The 17,681-nt window shown below is 26.4% G+C and carries 18 protein-coding genes and 1 riboswitch; of the genes, 9 read left to right on the top strand and 9 right to left on the bottom strand.

The genetic code is table 11. The features are described from left to right. Window positions 1–165 precede the first annotated feature (165 nt). Entirely contained in the window at window positions 166–1,815 is a 1,650-nt protein-coding gene (locus OIF33_RS07775; RefSeq protein ID WP_322503662.1) for an EAL domain-containing protein, read from the top strand. A 209-nt stretch (window positions 1,816–2,024) separates the two neighbouring features. Here OIF33_RS07775 and OIF33_RS07770 read toward each other — a convergent pair whose 3' ends face one another. The 4 genes from OIF33_RS07770 to OIF33_RS07755 all read right to left on the bottom strand — a co-directional run bounded on the left by OIF33_RS07770 (window position 2,025) and on the right by OIF33_RS07755 (window position 3,840). Beyond that, the gene (locus tag OIF33_RS07770; protein ID WP_322503661.1) at window positions 2,025–2,477 is read right to left on the bottom strand and encodes a GNAT family N-acetyltransferase; all 453 of its coding nucleotides are present in this window, start codon (window positions 2,475–2,477) and stop codon (window positions 2,025–2,027) included. Window positions 2,478–2,543: 66 nt separating this feature from the next. Continuing rightward, window positions 2,544–3,143, bottom strand: coding sequence for a YdcF family protein (locus tag OIF33_RS07765; protein ID WP_416173353.1), 600 nt, complete (start codon window positions 3,141–3,143; stop codon window positions 2,544–2,546). 155 nt (window positions 3,144–3,298) lie between these two features. Continuing rightward, entirely contained in the window at window positions 3,299–3,511 is a 213-nt protein-coding gene (locus OIF33_RS07760) for a hypothetical protein (protein ID WP_322503660.1), read from the bottom strand. A 29-nt stretch (window positions 3,512–3,540) separates the two neighbouring features. Beyond that, window positions 3,541–3,840: a TIGR04104 family putative zinc finger protein gene (locus tag OIF33_RS07755; RefSeq protein ID WP_322503659.1), complete on the bottom strand. Its 300-nt coding sequence runs from the start codon at window positions 3,838–3,840 to the stop codon at window positions 3,541–3,543. A 586-nt stretch (window positions 3,841–4,426) separates the two neighbouring features. Here OIF33_RS07755 and OIF33_RS07750 point away from each other — a divergent pair. The 7 genes from OIF33_RS07750 (at window position 4,427) to OIF33_RS07720 (ending at window position 10,842) form a co-directional block, all read left to right on the top strand. Next, window positions 4,427–4,987, top strand: a complete 561-nt coding sequence (locus OIF33_RS07750; protein WP_322503658.1) for a sigma-70 family RNA polymerase sigma factor — start codon at window positions 4,427–4,429, stop codon at window positions 4,985–4,987. Next, window positions 4,980–5,762, top strand: coding sequence for a hypothetical protein (locus OIF33_RS07745; RefSeq protein ID WP_322503657.1), 783 nt, complete (start codon window positions 4,980–4,982; stop codon window positions 5,760–5,762). The genes OIF33_RS07750 and OIF33_RS07745 overlap by 8 nt, the downstream gene beginning before the upstream one ends. Further along, the gene (locus OIF33_RS07740) at window positions 5,756–6,628 is read left to right on the top strand and encodes an ATP-binding cassette domain-containing protein (RefSeq protein ID WP_322503656.1); all 873 of its coding nucleotides are present in this window, start codon (window positions 5,756–5,758) and stop codon (window positions 6,626–6,628) included. Before OIF33_RS07745 ends, OIF33_RS07740 begins: the two co-directional genes overlap by 7 nt. Before the next feature lie 3 nt (window positions 6,629–6,631). Further along, a complete protein-coding gene (locus OIF33_RS07735) occupies window positions 6,632–7,888 on the top strand; it encodes a hypothetical protein (RefSeq protein ID WP_322503655.1) in 1,257 nt (418 codons plus the stop codon). Window positions 7,889–8,091: 203 nt separating this feature from the next. Further along, entirely contained in the window at window positions 8,092–9,240 is a 1,149-nt protein-coding gene (locus tag OIF33_RS07730) for a hypothetical protein (RefSeq protein WP_322503654.1), read from the top strand. A 498-nt stretch (window positions 9,241–9,738) separates the two neighbouring features. Next, on the top strand, window positions 9,739–10,128 hold the full coding sequence (locus tag OIF33_RS07725) for a hypothetical protein (protein WP_322503653.1): 390 nt from the start codon (window positions 9,739–9,741) through the stop codon (window positions 10,126–10,128). A 282-nt stretch (window positions 10,129–10,410) separates the two neighbouring features. Beyond that, window positions 10,411–10,842, top strand: a complete 432-nt coding sequence (locus OIF33_RS07720; protein ID WP_322503652.1) for a GNAT family N-acetyltransferase — start codon at window positions 10,411–10,413, stop codon at window positions 10,840–10,842. A gap of 69 nt (window positions 10,843–10,911) precedes the next feature. Here the strand turns inward: OIF33_RS07720 and OIF33_RS07715 are convergent, their stop codons facing one another. The 5 genes from OIF33_RS07715 to OIF33_RS07695 all read right to left on the bottom strand — a co-directional run bounded on the left by OIF33_RS07715 (window position 10,912) and on the right by OIF33_RS07695 (window position 15,000). Beyond that, the gene (locus OIF33_RS07715; RefSeq protein WP_322503651.1) at window positions 10,912–11,670 is read right to left on the bottom strand and encodes a class I SAM-dependent methyltransferase; all 759 of its coding nucleotides are present in this window, start codon (window positions 11,668–11,670) and stop codon (window positions 10,912–10,914) included. Window positions 11,671–11,973: 303 nt separating this feature from the next. After that, complete coding sequence (locus OIF33_RS07710; protein WP_322503650.1) at window positions 11,974–12,285, bottom strand: DUF3784 domain-containing protein; 312 nt, start codon at window positions 12,283–12,285, stop codon at window positions 11,974–11,976. A gap of 104 nt (window positions 12,286–12,389) precedes the next feature. Continuing rightward, window positions 12,390–12,941, bottom strand: coding sequence for a hypothetical protein (locus OIF33_RS07705; RefSeq protein ID WP_322503649.1), 552 nt, complete (start codon window positions 12,939–12,941; stop codon window positions 12,390–12,392). Window positions 12,942–13,217: 276 nt separating this feature from the next. Beyond that, window positions 13,218–13,505 (bottom strand): hypothetical protein, encoded by a 288-nt coding sequence (locus OIF33_RS07700; protein ID WP_322503648.1) that lies wholly within the window; start codon window positions 13,503–13,505, stop codon window positions 13,218–13,220. Window positions 13,506–13,677: 172 nt separating this feature from the next. Next, a riboswitch (cobalamin riboswitch) is annotated at window positions 13,678–13,857 on the top strand. 837 nt (window positions 13,858–14,694) lie between these two features. After that, entirely contained in the window at window positions 14,695–15,000 is a 306-nt protein-coding gene (locus OIF33_RS07695) for a hypothetical protein (RefSeq protein ID WP_322503647.1), read from the bottom strand. 1,659 nt (window positions 15,001–16,659) lie between these two features. Here OIF33_RS07695 and OIF33_RS07690 point away from each other — a divergent pair. After that, entirely contained in the window at window positions 16,660–17,670 is a 1,011-nt protein-coding gene (locus OIF33_RS07690) for a radical SAM protein (protein WP_322503646.1), read from the top strand. Window positions 17,671–17,681: the final 11 nt, after the last annotated feature.

Below are 17,681 nucleotides of genomic sequence, written 5' to 3'. Positions count from 1 at the left end.
ATCAATAAAAAACAAGCTATTTACTTAATATGTAAGTTATGATAATATTCCACTTGGAATTTTTAAACAAGAATTTAGATGAGTTTAAATTCTTGTTTAAAATTATGTAGATATTATTATAAGTATAATTAAATTTAATAGAAAGGATTATAAAGGGTGTATTGTATGAGAAAGAAAAAAGTCTTTTTTATAAGTATAGTGATTTTTTTCGTTGTTTTTACAAGTCTAATTATATATGGATTTTCTAAGAGTACAGTTAATGAAAATCACCAAAAAATAAAGGTAGGATTTTATGAGAGTTATCCATATTATTATCTTAATAAAAATTTAAAACCTACTGGATATTATAATGATTTAATGAAGTCAATTTCTAAAAGATTAAATATTGATTTTGAGTATGTTGATTGCGATGTTTCTGATGCCTTAGAAAAGCTTAAAGATGGAGAAATAGATTTACTATTTGGTGTTAATAAAACACAAAATAGAAAAAAGATATATGAGTATACAAATCATTATATTAATAATGAAAATTATGGTATATATACTGATAGGAATATTGAAAATGGTGATATAAAAGCATTAAATGGTTTAAAGATGGGATATATAAATGATGAAGTAAATAATAAATGGATTTTAAATTTTCTTAAAAGTAAGGATATTAATGTTGATTTAGTTTATGCTTCATCCTATGATGATGTAGTGCAACTTTTAAAAGAAAAAAAAGTTGATTTTATAGTACTTAACAACGATAATAATGCATTTTCAAAAAGTGATGATGTTAAATGTATATTTGATTTTTCCTCTGGACCAGCATATATAGTATCTAGAAAGGAAGACTCAGAGATTATTGATAAAATAGATAAAGTTTTAGGAGATATGGAGAATTCTAACAATTCTAGCTATAAAAAATTATATCCTAAATATTTTAATAAATATACAAAAAAAATGCAAATTACCAGTTTATTAATTATTATTTTCATGATACCTTTAAGTATAATTATTATAAGAAAAATCAAAGCAAATATAAAATTAAGAAAAAATAAAAGAAGAATTATAGAAAATTTAAATAATAATAATTTTCTTCTTTATTATCAACCAATTGTAAATGCTAGAAATAGTCAAGTGGTAGGATTTGAAGCTCTTTCAAGATTAAAATATAATGATAAGATTTTATCACCATATTATTTTATAAAAGAAGTAGAAGATAATAATATGATGCTTGAATTATCCCTATGGAACCTAAAAAAAGTAATATTAGATTATGAAATTATAAAAGATTATGATGTTGTTAAAAATAATAACTTTTATATTTCATTAAACGTATCTTTTAAAGAGATGGAAAATCAAAAATTTTTAAACTCTGCAATTAAAATAGCAAATGATTATAATATGAGAAGTAAAACCATATGTCTAGAAATTGTTGAAAAATTTGCAGTTAAAGATATAGAAAAGATACAAAGTGCTATAAAAATATTAAAAAGACATGGTTTCTTAATAGCTATTGATGATTTTGGAGTTGAGTATTCTAATTTAGATTTATTAAATAAGATAGATTCGAATATAGTAAAATTAGATAAATATTTTATTGATAATATAAATTCTACTATAAATATGAAAATAATAGATTTTATATCAGAAGTATGCAAAATTTCAGATAGAACAATTGTATTTGAAGGGGTTGAAGAAGCGTATCAAGTTGACATAATTAACTCTTTTTCTTATGAAAAGATGTATATTCAAGGGTATTTTTTCTCAAAACCATTAGATATTCAAGATTTAGAGAATTTAAAGATAAAAAGTATTTATTCTAAATAGGACATGCTATGAACTTTACATATGATTTTAATTGTTTTAGCTACAATATTTAACAGGATATCATGCTTTACAAATAAAAGAGGATTTTCTTTAACAACTGGATGTTATATTTAGTAGCAGGAGTTATAAATCAAAATAAAAAGAGATATCAAGTATTTGATATCTCTTTTTTACTTTAAATCATTAATATATTTTATTAGAGTTAGCAATTATTCTAAAATCCACTCATAGATACACTTTTGCATTTCACCATTTTTATACATGTCATTGTATGGTGGTAAGTCAACTATATCTTTAAGTTTAAGCCCTGTCTTTTCACAGGTCCTCCTTGATGGAAAATTATCTGGATTACAGGTTATTATAAGTTTATTCATTCCATGTGCTATAGCTACATTTTTTATAATTTTACAAGCTTTAGAAGCGTAGCTATTTCCTCTATAAGCTTCTTCAATCATATAGCCAATATTACCACCGTAATAAGTTCCCTCATTATGACCTATTCTAACATCAATAGCTCCTATGATGTTATTTGAGTCATGAAGAGTAATTTTATATTTATATGCAGGTACGTACCCCTTTTCTGGATCAGATGGTATTTTTTCTTCAATCTTTAAATCTATTTCTTCATCTGTTAAGTAATTAAAAGCTTTAAACTTAAACATAAATATTCCCCTTTTTTAAAAGATTTTAATTAGAAAGTTAATAAGTTTAAAAATAAGTTGTTGATTTTATACAGGTTTATTTAAATTTTTTATATATTCTTCAAAATAAGAACCACATTTCTTAAGTTCTCCAAGAACTCTATTTATTCCGTAGTCAGATTTATGCCAGTTATCCTTAGAAATCCCTTGAGTTTCTACTGGAACAACATAAAACTTAGTATTTGGATATGCCAAGGAATAAGTCATTAAAGCTCTTCTAGAATGAAAGGATTGGCAACATAAAATTGCACTTTTAACTTCTAAATCTAAATCATCTGTAACTTTCCTTGAGAAAAAGGCATTTTCATATGTATTAGTTGATTTTTCTTCACGTAAAATAGCCTCTAAGGGAACAGTATTCCTATTTAAAACTTCAGAACAAAACTGCCAATCTGATTCATAATTACCAGCATATTTTTCATTTTTTATCTTTTCATTAGGAAATCTCTCTAGCTTACAAGAAAACTTACCTGATGGTAAAATATATTTAGCGAAACCTTGCTTATACAATAAGCTGGCTTTCTCACTTAGTTCATGTTTAGAGGAACCTGGTATGAATATTAAGTCACACGGTTTTGGTTCATCTTCAACAAAAATAAACTTTGTTATATCATCTAATATTCTCATTTGGCATCTCCTTTAAATAACTTTCTATTGCTTTCATAATTTTATCTAAATCTATATGAAATTTTGACGCAAAGAATAAATTTCATAAGTTTAATTTTAATATAAGGTTTTATTTGAAAATCAATAATGTTTTAAAATAAATCCTTATATATAATTTACTTAGAAGTATTATTATCACATTTTTTCTTATTTGAACTATAAATTGCAAGGTTAGAACAAAGTATAGTGGTCATAGCAGCAAGTAATGTATATGAATTTCTTAGTGGATGACCTTTAATTATTGAATAAATTATACTTAGTAGAATTACAATCATACCAAACAAAGAAACATAGATACCAAATTTGGATATTTTTAAAGAATCTTTCATTTTCATAACCTCCGTAAATTTAGTTGTTTTCATAATTTCATATATTTCTTACTATCATTACTTTCTTTAAATCTTACCATGAATGGAGTCATAGGAATAATGATAATTAGGTATAGAATACAATATGAGAAATTAAAGGATTTAATGTAACCTTCTATAAGAAAAGGGAATACTATCAATAATGAAATGATTACTCTAGATAATGGAATAACCTTATATTCAGTGTTACAATTACTACATTTAATATAGCCATATCCAGAAAATCCCCATAATGCAACTAGTAGGTCTATATATGAAAACTTTTCTTTGCATTTAACACATTTTCGCATAATATTACCTCCTAAAATAGTTTTAAACTATCTATCAAAATCAACACTAATTGTAATTAGTTTAATTAATAAAAAATAATAAATATCATAATGGATTATATATACATTATACACTGTTTTAACCAAATGGATTATATTATCAAGAAACTTAAGATTTTAAGGTTTTTGAGAAAAAAGTAAAGAAATAAGTTCTCTAATAATTCATATAGATAATCTATATAAATAGCCCAAAAGATTTTATAGAAGAAAATATAAATATGTCTTAACTAAATATTTTAAAGAGGAAGAGATAGTTTAAAGATTATCTCTATTTTTATTTGTAGAAAAAAGTTAATATATGACTTGTAGAATTTTTTTTATAAATTTTTCTAAAAAAGTAAAACTATTTTTTTCTCTTTTACGAATAAATAGGTGTAAGAAACTTTTAAGTGAAAATCAAAACTTTTAATTTTGCACTTTGAACTTACACATTTGAGCGAAGTGAAAAGGTGTTTCTTATTAAGATAGTCTTAAAGATCTATTTGAAATTTAACGCTAAATAAGAAAATAGCCTAATATTTAGAATAAAGTTTATTAGAAATGGCAGGTGAGAGGAATTAATGAAAAGAAATTAATAACCCTTGTAAAAAAGAAAAATGATAAAAGGGCAGCTGGAGAACTTGTTAAATCTTATTATAAGGAAATCTTTGCCTATGTTTTTAGGCAAACATCAAATGAGGAGCTATCTAAGGATTTAACTCAGGAAATATTTATTTCTATGCTTAAGTCTATAGAGAGTTTCGATGAAAGAAAGGCCTCTTTTAGGACATGGCTTTATAAAATAGCTAGTAATAAGATAATTGATAATTACAGGTCTACATATTATAAATACGTTACTATTGTGGATGAAATTGATGAAGGATTAATAGGATATGAAAATGAATTAGAGGAGTCATTTCAGCTTAAGGAGGATGTTAATGAGATTTTAGAAGTGCTTAATACCTTAAATACAGATCTTCAACAAATTCTTAGATTAAAGATTTTTGGAGATATGACCTTTGGGGAAATTGCATCTTTGACTGAGATATCAGAGTCCACTGTTAAGACTAGGTATTATGCCACTATTAGAAAAATAAAGAAAGTATTGGAGGTGAAAATTGTTGAGTAGAGAAAAAGAGGATTTTAATATTCCAGACATGGACTTTGAAATAGAAGTTCCAGAATTAGATTTAGGAGAGTTAGATGAAATACTTAAGGAAGGGGTTAAACCTAAGATATCATTTTTTAGTTACTTAAAGAATGCCTTTAAAGAATTAGGTTTTAGAAATATATTTCATGATAAAAGTGAGTTAGGAGTTATATTCCTATCAGGAGCTTTCATATCATTTTTTTCCATGATGAATTTAAGCAATGGTGACATAGAAAATTTATATAAGTTTATTTTCATAGTTTCTCCAATACTTTACCTAAGTGTTGTTTTATTTTCCTTCTACAACTCAAAGGCAAGGGGAGTTTTCCAACTGGAGATGACTTGTAAATATAATCTATATCAAATTTCAGCTTTAAGAATGTTCATATTTAGTGTGGGAAGTATCCTTCTAAATACAGTGGTCATACTTTTCATGAGTATGATAAACAAAGAAGTGAATGCCTCAAGGATGATCATACTATCAATTACAGGTTTATTCTTATTTTCAATTGTGTTTTTATATTCACTAATAAAATTTAAGAGTATGTTTTCAAAAGTATTTATTATATTTGGATGGATTCTTGGAAACTTACTTCTAAGTAGTGGTAATGAGACTTATTATTTAAAGTTTTTAATGGAAGTTCCAATGTATATTCATATAATTATTTCACTTGTATGCATAGTGCTGTATGTGAAGAGTTTAAAGGAATTAATAAATTATAGGTATAAGAAAAGGAGAGAAATTTTATGTTAGTTGTTAATAATGTAAGTAAGAAATATGGAAGTTTTTGTGCTCTTAAGGAGATAAATTTAGAGTTTAGTAATGGGGTGTATGCACTTTTGGCACCTAATGGAGCTGGAAAGACAACCTTAATTAAGCTTTTAACCACATTAATTTTTCCAACTAGTGGAGAGATTCTTTATAAGGGTACAGATATTGTGTCATTAGATAGTGAGTATAGAGATATTATAGGATATTTACCTCAGGATTTTGGCTACTATAGAAACTATACACCAACAAAGTTTTTATTATACTTAGCAGCATTAAAGGGAATAAAGAGGGAAGATGCTGTAGAGAGAGTGAAAGAGCTATTAAAGATTGTATCTTTAGAAGAGGTTTCAAATAAAAAGATGAAGGGTTTTTCAGGAGGAATGATTCAAAGGGTTGGAATAGCTCAAGCCTTATTAAATGATCCAAAGATACTTATATTAGATGAACCAACAGCAGGATTAGATCCTAAGGAGAGAGTTAGATTTAGAAATCTTCTAAGTGATTTATCAAGAGAGAGAATTGTAATAATTTCAACTCACATAGTTTCAGATATTGAGTTTATTTCAAATGAGGTAATTATGATTAAGGATCATAAGGTTTTATACAAAGATTCTATCGAGAGTATATGTAGCACCTTAGATGGAATGGTTTACGAGACTTCAATGACTTTTGAGGAAAGTAAAGAGTTTAGAAAGGAATATATTCTATTATCAGAAAAACAAGATGGTGGGATGATGAAGGCTAGATTTATAAGTGATAGTCATGATGATGAAAAATGGCTTGAGGTTAATCCTAATATAGAGGATGTATTCCTTTATCAATATAGAGATGAAGAAGTGGAAGGGTAAGTTATGGGAATTAAAAGAGGTGAATGGGAAAAGCTTTTTAGAAATCCAATATTCATATTTCTTACAGGGATTTTCTTAATCTATAATATGCTCTTAATTTATAATAATTCTAATATTAAAGAGGATTTAGAGAGAACTAATGAATTAATAAGTGAATTTGGATACAAAGTTGATGAGGATATGCTTAAGGGATTAGAAAATAAGTATGATGAGAAAATGAAGCAATTAAATGAAATGACAGAAAGAAAGCTTCATAAGACTTTTTCAACTATGGATGAATTTTTAATAAGTGAAGATTACGAAAAGGGAATTTTTTCAGAGGATGATAAGGAACTAATAAGTGAATTAGGCATAATTAATCTATATAAAAATGCAACTCCAGTTTTTATTTCAGAAATTGAAAAGTTAAATGCTTCAGATTTGGCTGAGGGAACTATAAGTATGTATGGACTTAAAGGAGATGCTGCAGATTTAGTTAGAAAAAATTATGAAGAGCTTGGGCAAAGACTTCAAGAGTTAAAGAATAATGGTGAACATAAGAACTTATTCTTCTTTGGAAAAAGTTATGAAACTCAGAATTTATTATATAAGAAGGTCATTGGAGCATGTCTTATTGAAATAATGATACTTGTGGTTTTAGGAGTATCTTTCTTAGTAAATTATGAAAGCGAAAATAAAATTCTAGGATTAGTTTCTACCACAAAAAGAGGACGTAAGTTGATTTTGGATAAGCTTTCCGTTGGACTTATGTATTCGCTTTTAGTTGCAGCCATTATTTTAGGAGTTACATTAATTATATATTTCACTGTATTTGATTATAGCAAGCTTTGGAATGTGCCAATTAGTAGTGCCTTAAATTGGGAATCAGGACCGCATATATCTTGGTTGAATCTTACTGTTTTACAAAACTTAATCCTCTCTATAGGAGTAGTATTCATAATAGCTCTTATTTCAGGAGGAATAAGCTTTTGCCTATGCCTCTTCTTAAAGAGTAGCTATAAAGCATTTTTCGCTTTCTTTATACTATTTGGAGCCTTATTTATGATGACAGGATTATTCAGTATGAGTTCACCTTTAGTTATATGGTCAAACTATAACGTATTTGTACTAGCGCTAAATCCACAATTTTGGTTTGCTGAAGCAGGAGCATTTATGACTTCAAAACATTATGTCACTAGTACTTTATTAAGTAATGTAGTTATTGTGGCCATACTTAGCTTTTTCCTAATAAAAAGGTTTAAGAAAACAGATATAGTTTAATAGAAATATAAGTGGTAGTTTTAGAAGGTACATTTATATTCTTAATGAAAGTAGGATTATATAGAACCATAGCAGTTTGGTAGCCTAAATGTCTACTACATATAGGCTAAGGAATATTTATTATAATTGCCATAGTATTTTTAGCTATGGCAATTATAAAGGAGAGTAAGAGAGAAATATTAAATTAAGTGAAGAGGTAAAATATGAGAATAATAATTAATGAGATAAAAAAGCTTTTTAGCATAAAAAGCTTAATAATTTTAGGGTTAATAGTTTTTATAATATGTAATTTATTTGTGAGCTTTTGGATAGAGTATTTTCCAAATGGTTCAGAAACACCAGACTTTAATCTAACTGTAGAAATGCTTAAGGATTATGGAACTACAATGGATGAAAAGGAATTTGAGAATTTTAAAGAGAAGTCAGCCTTAAGAGAAAGAGAGGCAGATGAATATTTAAAGCAGGATGAGGATGCAAAAGAACTTGGAATTACATCATATAGAGAATTTAGAGATAGTTTAGGAAAAGGAAATTATGGTGGAAAAATTGATGAACTTCATTCAAAAGTATATTTTAATGAGAATATATATCTATTTTGGGAATTGCAATCTAGAGAGAGTTTAATAGCAAGTTATGGAAGAACTTTAGATAAAGAGTATGGACCTAATGGGATTTCACCAGATAGGCAGGAAAGATTAGAGGAGCTTGAAAAAAGTGATCAGCCACAATCAGTCTTAAGTCGTGTTACTTTTGATAATTATAATAATTTAATAACGAACTTTTCAATAATTATTGTTGTAACTGTAGCCTTTATAATATCACCAATATTTTTAAGAGATGAAAAAAATAAGGTGAATCTTCTTCAATACTCTTCTAAGACGGGAAGAAAGATAGGGAAGAAAAAAGTGATTTCAGCAATGATAACCTCATTTGGTATTGCAACCTTAGAGCTAATATTCTTATTTGCTATGTATATTCCAAATAATACTTTGCAGTTTTGGAATTGCAGCATAAATTCTAGATTTAATTACATTACATTATGGTTTGACTTAACCTTTGGGCAATATATAATGCTATCAGTTTTTCTTATATACGTAGTGACTTTTGTGGTAACTAGCATATCCTTATTTGTAAGTAGCAAGGTTAAAAATTATGTAGCTTTAATAGGAGTACAAGTACCTATTTTAGGAATGTTAATAGCTTTTCTAAAGAATATAGGATTAAATAATATGACAGTACTTGGATTTCCTAAGTATACATTGCACACTGTCTATGGAGCTCTTATTGTAATTTCTATAGTATTAATAGTAATGCTACTAAAAAAAGAAAAGAATAGAGATGTTTTAAATTAAGTAGGTGTAAAAGAAGATTTAAAATCAATTTTCACCTAAGATATGTTTAAATTAAAGACTATGTTCTAAATCAACATTGACCTAAAACATAGCCAAAGCAAAAACTTAAATATCTGATTAAAAAACATTTGTTGAATAGTATTTATTAGTAAATAACCCTTATTGTAATTTTGAATAAATTTCAATAAGGGTTAATTTTTTGAGAATAATATGTTTAAAGTTTTTAATTATAATATTTCAAGTGATAAAATAAATCTATATTGAATTTAAGCAAATTTTTATATTTAAAAGATTGGACAAGTCTTGCTTACTAAAGATATTTAATAATAAAAATTATAATATACAAGTGATAAAAGTATATTTTTTATAAATTGTTTTAGGATGGACGGAAGTGGAAAATTTATAGGAGCTTTAAGAATGAGTTCATAAAAAATATTAACCTAGTGAATAAATTCTTTAGTGGATTTAATCATGAATTAATTAAGAAAGGGGATAGAGATGAAAAAGTTACTTTCTATTATGGCAGATAGTTTATTTTTTTGTACTATTCTTATAGGATGTACAGGATCTAAAGGGTGTTTTTCACAGTATAAGTGTACAGAAGGTTTAAAGAATAATTCATGGAAGGTATCTTATGAAAAATTTGATGGTTCCAAGTATATAAATATAAAATTGAAAGAAGAGGAAGTGAAGTCTTTCAAGGTTGACGTTGAGTCTGAAAGTGGAGAGTTAGATTTAATTATTAGAGATGGAAAGAACACAGTTGTTTTTGAAGAATTCAACATTTCTACATCAAGCTTTGAGATTCCAATTGAAGAGAGTGGTAAATATACAATAAAATTTAATGGTCATGATCACAAAGGAAGCTTTAATGTTATTTGCAAATAAATTTAATTTGATTTGGCTAAAATAAAAACTCTATTTTAATTAAGTATGGAAAAAAGCAAGCATTAAGTATTCCAGTAGGTAAAGATAATGTATAAGGGGCTTTAGAGATTTTAAATAACAATAAAAATAATATTGAAAAGATAAAGGATAACAAGGATAATATTGAAAAATAATAGCTTAATTATGCTAAGAAAAATATGAGATATATGAGGAAACAAAATATAATAGGGATGGAGGTTTATGGTTTAAGGTAATATAATATTATTTTTAAACTAAAAAATTATGATTAAAATTGAAAGACTACAAAAAGAGGATATTCCACAACTTTTAGAGCTTTACAAAGAGATTGTACCATTTGAAAATAAAGTTGGGGATGCAACAAAATTATATGAAGAAATGCTTCAAGACGACAACTACTATCTTATTGCAGCTAAAAAAGGAGAGGAGCTCTTAGGTTCAATCCTTGGAGTTTGTTGTAAATCTTTAGCTTCTATGGGAGAACCATTTTTAGTTATAGAGGATGTTGTTGTTAAGGAAAACACAAGAGGCATGGGAATCGGAAAAAAACTTATGGGTGAAGCAGATAAGTTTGCCAAAGAGAAAAACTGTAATTATGCCATCATAGTTTCATCAGACTACAGAAAATCTGCTCATAAATTCTATGAGAAGGTTGGCTTTGTAGATGGGGTATTAGGCTTTAGAAAATTATATTAATAAAAATAATTAAAACAGACAAGGAATACTTGTCTGTTTTTTATAATTCTTATAAATTTAAGATTAGGATTATTTTGAGTTTCTACAAGTTAAAATATATCTATGTTGAAAACTCTCTATATAACCCTTAACATTTAATTCTTCATTTAATTTGCATAATTCTTTAAAGCAGTTATCTACAGAGAAGTTTGGAAATTCCCATTCTATTATTTTAGCGTAATATACAATTGCTCCAATATCATTAAATCTTAAATATGGAAAGTATTCATTACTATATACAATCTCAAAGGTGTTTTCAGAGAGTTCTTTTAATACATTTGCTAAAGAGTTTTCTGGAAAATTTGCTTTGAAGTCTTTTATTAGTGATTTTGATAATATTCTATTATTTTTAGAACCAACCTGTTGAGTAATAAATAGTCCATTAGGTTTTAATATTCTTTTTACCTCTTTAATATTAAAGGATGCTTGTCTATTGATAACCATATCAAAAGTGTTATCTTCAAAAGGCAATTCATTATCATCAAATACTTGTTTTACTTCAATTCCAAGTGGTTCTAAACGCTCTTTACATAACTTCACATTAGGTTCCCATTTTTCTGTAACTGCTGTATTATTATATGGGTGATTTAGTGATAACAAAAATTCTCCACCACCAGTACCCATATCAAGCAACTTGTAATCTTTATTTAAATATTTCTTCAATATATCTTTATAATTCCAAGGTAAATCTTCACTTTTCCATCTATTTCCTAGATAAGAAAAATCCCATCCCTTAAAATTTATTTTTTCTTCTTTTTGCCATAATTCTTTTAATTCACTATAATTCATAACTGTTCCTCTTTTCTTTAATTTTTTAATTATAAGAAAATTAGTGCAGTTACCTGATAGTAATATAAATTAATCTTGGTACAATCTACTATCAGTTCTTATAACTGCACCAAGTAATTAATTCGATTTTTTCCCATTTTGAGAATTCACCTGCTTTCATATTTACTTTGTACAAAATTCCATAAATAGTAGGAATATAAATTAGTAATATGTTCATTATAACATTTATGGAAATAAATCCGATAGTGTTACGGGAAATTATCTAAAGTATTTTATAGCTAACGTTTACTTTGGATATAATATTTAAAATATATGTCCAGTAAGTTTTTTATGAGAAACAAGTAGAATAGTAAGACCAATTAATAAACTTAATCCAATAAATACTTGAGTAATAATTAATTCTAAGACTCCTAAATATCCAAATGTAGAAAGAAGCAAAAAGGCAATACCTATAAAAAACACACATCTACCCATACAATTACAGTATTCATCAATATCTTTAACACTTTTTATATGATAATAATGAATAAAATCTATTCTCTTCTTAATCCAAACCAAGTAACTTAGGGTGCAAAATAGCATACCTATAGGAAATTCTATGATGAAATAAAACACATTCAATCCCTCCTACATGCTAAATACATTTAAGATACCCAATAATTTCATAATATATATTAATTATACAATATTTATGAAGAAAATAGGAATATTAATATATATTAAATAGTAAAAACTGTGTTTTCAACCTCAGGATTTCCTATATAAAGTCTCATAGCTACAAGAGGAATATAGAGTATGAATACCTGAGCCATGGAGGTTACCCCTATATATAGTGGAAGATTAAAGGTTGTATTCACGGTACTGAAAGAGTAGATTACTGATGCAGTTAAAATAACTCCCATGGAAGTTATACATAGAAAAGTAAAGTGTCTTAAGGTTTCTTTATTTCTCATAGTTTTATTTGTGTATAGTGTAACCATAAGCACGCTTAGAATTATCACTACATATAAATAAGACCATCTAAAATAAGAATCAAAGTGATAAAGTGCCCAGTTTATAACGGCATCATCAATATAATTGACTTCTTTAGCCATTACTAGTTTAACTAAGAGTACACTTTTTATTAAAATTGTAGTGATTATTCCAGTTAATATTAAGGATACAGAGGAAGCTATAAATAATTTCTGTTTTCTAAGACTTTTTCCTCTACCTAAGGAGATACTTGTTGCAATTATAATTAAAAAAGCTATAAATATAATAATAATAAACACCTCAATTCTTTGTAAATATATACTAATTATAACTTATTTTACAAAATATTACAAATAGTTAAACGATAGATCCAAAGGAGATATGAAAAAATAAACACTCACCTAAAACATAAGCTTTTCTAAAAAGGGTATAAATAAAATAGAGGAATCTTTAAGGTAAAAAGATATTAAATCACACATAGAATTACAATAAATTCATAGAAAAAAGGAGGTGTATCAAACTTTATTAAGTTATTTTGATACACATCCCTTGCTTTGATAAATAGAGTATGAAGATTATTCTGTAGAGCTATTATGTTTTTTTAGCTTTTCTTTTAAAAACAGTAATATAGTAATAAACAAATATATAAGTACAATATTTGAAAAAAGACCACCAATATTGGTTGATGTAGAAAATAGAAGTGTATTGCTATCTTGGGGGAAATCATATGTTGTAAAATATTTAAAGGGAAATCCCCAGGTTTTAAAACCACCAGAATTTAATTCAAAAGGGGTTATAAAGGTTAAGATTATAGTTATCCAAGCAGCTAAATTTAAAATTTTCAAGTTGATTTTTTCTTTCACAAATATTCTCCTTTTATATCAATTTTACTAATAATATACTAAAATATTGAAGGAAAATAGTTTCTAAGAAGTAAATTTTTTAAGAGAATCCTTTAAACTATTAGGATTTTTAAGGAAAAACATTGATAAATAGAGAATTTATTTATATAATATAAATAAGTAGATAAATACAAAATCTATTTTTGAAATAGGTGCAGAAATGTTTAATAGGGAATTTAGTGTGAAACTAAAGCTGCCCCCAGCAACTGTAAATGACTTCGACTTGGTAATATGCCACTGTGAGGATTCATGGGAAGGATCTAAGGAGATATAGTCATGAGCCAGGAGACCTGCCTAATTCAACCGTAATAGTTTATCTTTCTGGGGAAAGAGACAAGTAATTGGATTTTTATCATACTGGAAGGGTATTAACACCAAACTTAAGTAAATAAGTTTACTGAAAAGTAATGGTCTTAACTTGGTAAACATATTTAAAAGTGAGAAGTGAAGCTACAAAGAGGTGGCTTAGAGATAAGTATGATTAAAATATAGATTTATCAATTAACTTGTAGAGATTTTCCTAGATAGGTATTCAAAGAGAGTATCTATCTTTTATTTTTGAGTAACTTAAGCTAGGGTTTCTTAAAAATAATAGCAAAAAACAAATCTAAAACAGGTAAAAACTCAATGGTGAGTATGGCTCAACGGGGAGCCAAGATTCAATGGCGAATCTAAAAAAATAGATCTAAGTTGTTTTTAAAGCTAATATTAATCTAAAGTAGTTACTAACAATGGGGTTAGTGAGTAGAGAATATTCCTATAAATTTTAAACAACTTAGAAAATTTTTAAGAGTTATGTGAAATAAGCACTTAAGAAGCTTTAAAGCCTATTAGAATAAGAGGGCTAATAGCTACTTCCTAAGAGCTTTTCTATTTCATATAACTCTTTTTTAGTTATTAAGTATAGTTTAGTATTTTCATGAGTTTTTTTTAATGTAAATTTTTAAGGCTTTTATAAGCAGAATAAGAGCATAAATTCCTAAAATTAAAAGTGATACAATTAAAATTAGATAAATTATTGAGAAGATACTCATTAGTGCCAAAAAAAATTCCTCCTTACATATTAATGTATAAGTTTTAAATTTTTTATTTCTTTAACCATTTCTTATTAATAGAGACTTATTGCAGTATGGATAAATCCTTTCAAAGTTTATTCCTTATTTAATGATATATAACCAAATTTTAATGCAATTTTTTCTAAGATGTATAAGCAGATTAAATTACATAATGCGCATAATGCTGAATATAAGCCAAGGTGATTAATATTATTTAAAGATAGAATCAAAATTAGGAAAAAAATTAAAAGACTAAAGGCTAATTGCATTTCATAATATTCTGTATTTATAACCTTAAATTTATTTTTCATTGAAGTGTTTTTCTTTTGTTTAAAAGCTTTTATATTCCAAAGAATCTTTATAAATGCCAAGGAAAGAAATAAAATTTCTATTATTCTCATAAAGATTAGCTCCTTTAAAATGATTTTACTTAAATTTCTTAATATTTTCAATACTATATAAAATATGTAAATTGAGATGGGGATTATATTCCTATACTGAGCATATAATTACCATTAAATCAAAAAACTGTTTATCAATAAGAGGTATTTGATTTAAAAGAACTAAAAAATAGTAAAGCATAGTTTTTGCTATTTTAATTTTGGCTATGTTTTAAACTAGTGTTGATTTTTAGTTTGGTCTAAAGAGTGGATTAAAATTTAATTCGTATAATTTCAAGTATATGAACTAATCAAATATTTATGCTTTTACTTGAGTATGCCTAAAGTAAATTCACAAATATCTTTTATTTGTATTTTCTAATTTGAAAAAATCCAGTTAGAGGTGTCATTTACATAGGTTTTTGATATTTTGAGCGAAAAAAATCTAGAGTTACTCACTCTAGAAAAAGGTAAATAAAATTGGAGTAGGAAATATTAAGCTTTATTCTTATACTAAAGCTCAATAAGTCCATTTTTATGTCAAAACTTAAATGCATAGATTATTTATGTGTGTGAGATTTTGTCAAAACTCAAATGTTTACTGATGCCAATGCTTTTTGGAACTTGTAACTATTAAGGCTATACCACCTATAATAATTGCTACCAGGATAGCATAATTAAGATAAATGACAATATTACTTAACATATCTCTCACTCTCCTAAATCTATATTTTATTTTAAGTATTAACGATTTCATTATAAATCTGTTTGTAAACAATATCAAACTGGAAATCCTGTGGATAAAGTACAAAGTTAATTATTTTCATTCTTATTTTAAGCTGATTTTTAAAAAAAGTTAGTTTTTACTATTAATTAATGAGTTTAATGTTATTAGTTTTTAAAATATTATAATATTTAACATATTAAATTGTCCCTTGCTGGTATTAGATTTTTAACCAAATGTAAGTTTTAAAGTTCAGGTTCTATAATATCAACATAATTTCCTTTTATAGAAACTGTTTTTAATAAGTATGGAAAGGCTATTGTTATAGGGAAAATACAAATTATTGTATATAAACTAAGGCTTCCAATTAATTTAAAAAGTAAACTAAAAATTATAATACATATTGATGGTATAAGTCCTAAAATCAATTGGATTTTAAAATATTCTTTAGTTTTTACTATAACTTTATAGGGGGTATTCAGAGTAATAGACTTTCTTTTGTAGCATCTTATGTCATATAAGATATTAATAAATGACAAAATTATAAATATTATTGGCAAATAACTCAAACTAAAACCTCCTTAATTATTGAAAAATCCAGTCTTTAAAGAACTGAAAAGGATATCTTCCTATGCAAATATCTTTAAAGATACAATAGAAAATATTTCTTAAGTAGCTTTAAAAGGATAAAATCATTCAATAAAGCTTATCCCAAAAGGTTTTTTATTATACAAATAATCTTCTTCTTGGGGTTATTAAAAATATTATCTAGAAGATTATACCATATTGGTAAGTTAAGGAGGTAACATTTTTATATTAACTCGAAACTAGAAAAAACTCTGAGTAAATAATTATAAGATTTTATGTAAAAGTAGAGGATTTAAGGAATAAAAGAGAAACACTAAAGGAAAAATAATTTCTATGAGAATAAAAGATTTAAGGAAAGGATTGAGAAAATGAGAGAGTTTAGGCCAGTAAGGGTTTATTATGAACCAGGAATAATAGCATATGCTCAAGGGAGGGAGCTTCTTCAAAGATATAGAGCTTTAGGAGTTCCAATCATAGAGATAGAGTCTCATCATAGAATCAATGAGCTTAGATTTCAGCCTCATAGTGAGTTTAATAAACTTAAGAAGTACTTAGTTTTAGGTACAAGAAAGACTTTAAAGCTTACGGAAAATGACAAAAGTGCAGATTTCATAGTACCCTTTACCTCTAGTGGATGTGCTGCAAGTTGTCTTTATTGCTATTTAGTTTGCAATTTTGGAGTTACTTCTTATTTAAGAGTTTTTGTAAATAGAGATGAAATAATGAATGAAGTAAAGAAAAATATAAGGAAGATAGGGAAGATGGCAACTTATGAGTTAGGATGTAACTCAGATTTGGTTTTGGAAAATACCATAACAGGAAATTTAAGATGGGCAATTGAGGAATTTGGAAAGCTTGAAAATGCAAAAGCTACCTTTGCTACAAAGTTTCACATGATTAATGATCTCTTAGATGCTAAGCATAATGGAAATACTCAAATGAGAATTTCAGTTAATCCTGAGGAGATAATAAGGAAGGTAGAAATAGGAACAAGTTCCTTAGAGGAGAGAATAGCAGCAGCCAATAAGATGTATAAGGCAGGATATAGAATAGGATTAAATATAGCTCCAGTTATTTTAGTAGAGGGATGGGAAAATCTTTATAGAAAGATGTTTAAAACTCTAGGGGAAAAATTAAATGAAGGGTTAAAAGACCAAATTTTTATAGAGGTTATATTCATGACTTATGGTATTTCAAATGACATGATAAATAGAGCTAGTATGTTACATGCAGTCGATATTTTTCATAGAACTAAAATGAAACCAAAAGGAAGAGGAAAATATCAATACAAAAGTGAGGAAAGAGAACCAGCAGAAAAATTAATATTAGAACTGATAAAGGAATATTTCCCTAAGGGAACCTTAAGTTATATGGTTTAATAGGTGGACTA

Source organism: Clostridium sp. LIBA-8841, from assembly GCF_034439435.1.
Lineage (GTDB): Bacteria > Bacillota > Clostridia > Clostridiales > Clostridiaceae > Sarcina.
This window is presented reverse-complemented; position numbering and strand designations above follow the sequence as displayed.

Excerpts from the sequence above, each read along its gene's own strand:
- OIF33_RS07775 (WP_322503662.1), top strand. The coding sequence starts at position 166 with ATGAGAAAGAAAAAAGTCTTTTTTATAAGTATAGTGATTTTTTTCGTT.
- OIF33_RS07730 (WP_322503654.1), top strand. The coding sequence starts at position 8,092 with ATGAGAATAATAATTAATGAGATAAAAAAGCTTTTTAGCATAAAAAGC.
- OIF33_RS07760 (WP_322503660.1), bottom strand. The coding sequence starts at position 3,511 with ATGAAAGATTCTTTAAAAATATCCAAATTTGGTATCTATGTTTCTTTG.
- OIF33_RS07755 (WP_322503659.1), bottom strand. The coding sequence starts at position 3,840 with ATGCGAAAATGTGTTAAATGCAAAGAAAAGTTTTCATATATAGACCTA.
- OIF33_RS07720 (WP_322503652.1), top strand. The coding sequence starts at position 10,411 with ATGATTAAAATTGAAAGACTACAAAAAGAGGATATTCCACAACTTTTA.
- OIF33_RS07715 (WP_322503651.1), bottom strand. The coding sequence starts at position 11,670 with ATGAATTATAGTGAATTAAAAGAATTATGGCAAAAAGAAGAAAAAATA.
- OIF33_RS07725 (WP_322503653.1), top strand. The coding sequence starts at position 9,739 with ATGAAAAAGTTACTTTCTATTATGGCAGATAGTTTATTTTTTTGTACT.
- OIF33_RS07740 (WP_322503656.1), top strand. The coding sequence starts at position 5,756 with ATGTTAGTTGTTAATAATGTAAGTAAGAAATATGGAAGTTTTTGTGCT.
- OIF33_RS07765 (WP_416173353.1), bottom strand. The coding sequence starts at position 3,143 with ATGAGAATATTAGATGATATAACAAAGTTTATTTTTGTTGAAGATGAA.
- OIF33_RS07690 (WP_322503646.1), top strand. The coding sequence starts at position 16,660 with ATGAGAGAGTTTAGGCCAGTAAGGGTTTATTATGAACCAGGAATAATA.
- OIF33_RS07735 (WP_322503655.1), top strand. The coding sequence starts at position 6,632 with ATGGGAATTAAAAGAGGTGAATGGGAAAAGCTTTTTAGAAATCCAATA.
- OIF33_RS07770 (WP_322503661.1), bottom strand. The coding sequence starts at position 2,477 with ATGTTTAAGTTTAAAGCTTTTAATTACTTAACAGATGAAGAAATAGAT.
- OIF33_RS07695 (WP_322503647.1), bottom strand. The coding sequence starts at position 15,000 with ATGAGAATAATAGAAATTTTATTTCTTTCCTTGGCATTTATAAAGATT.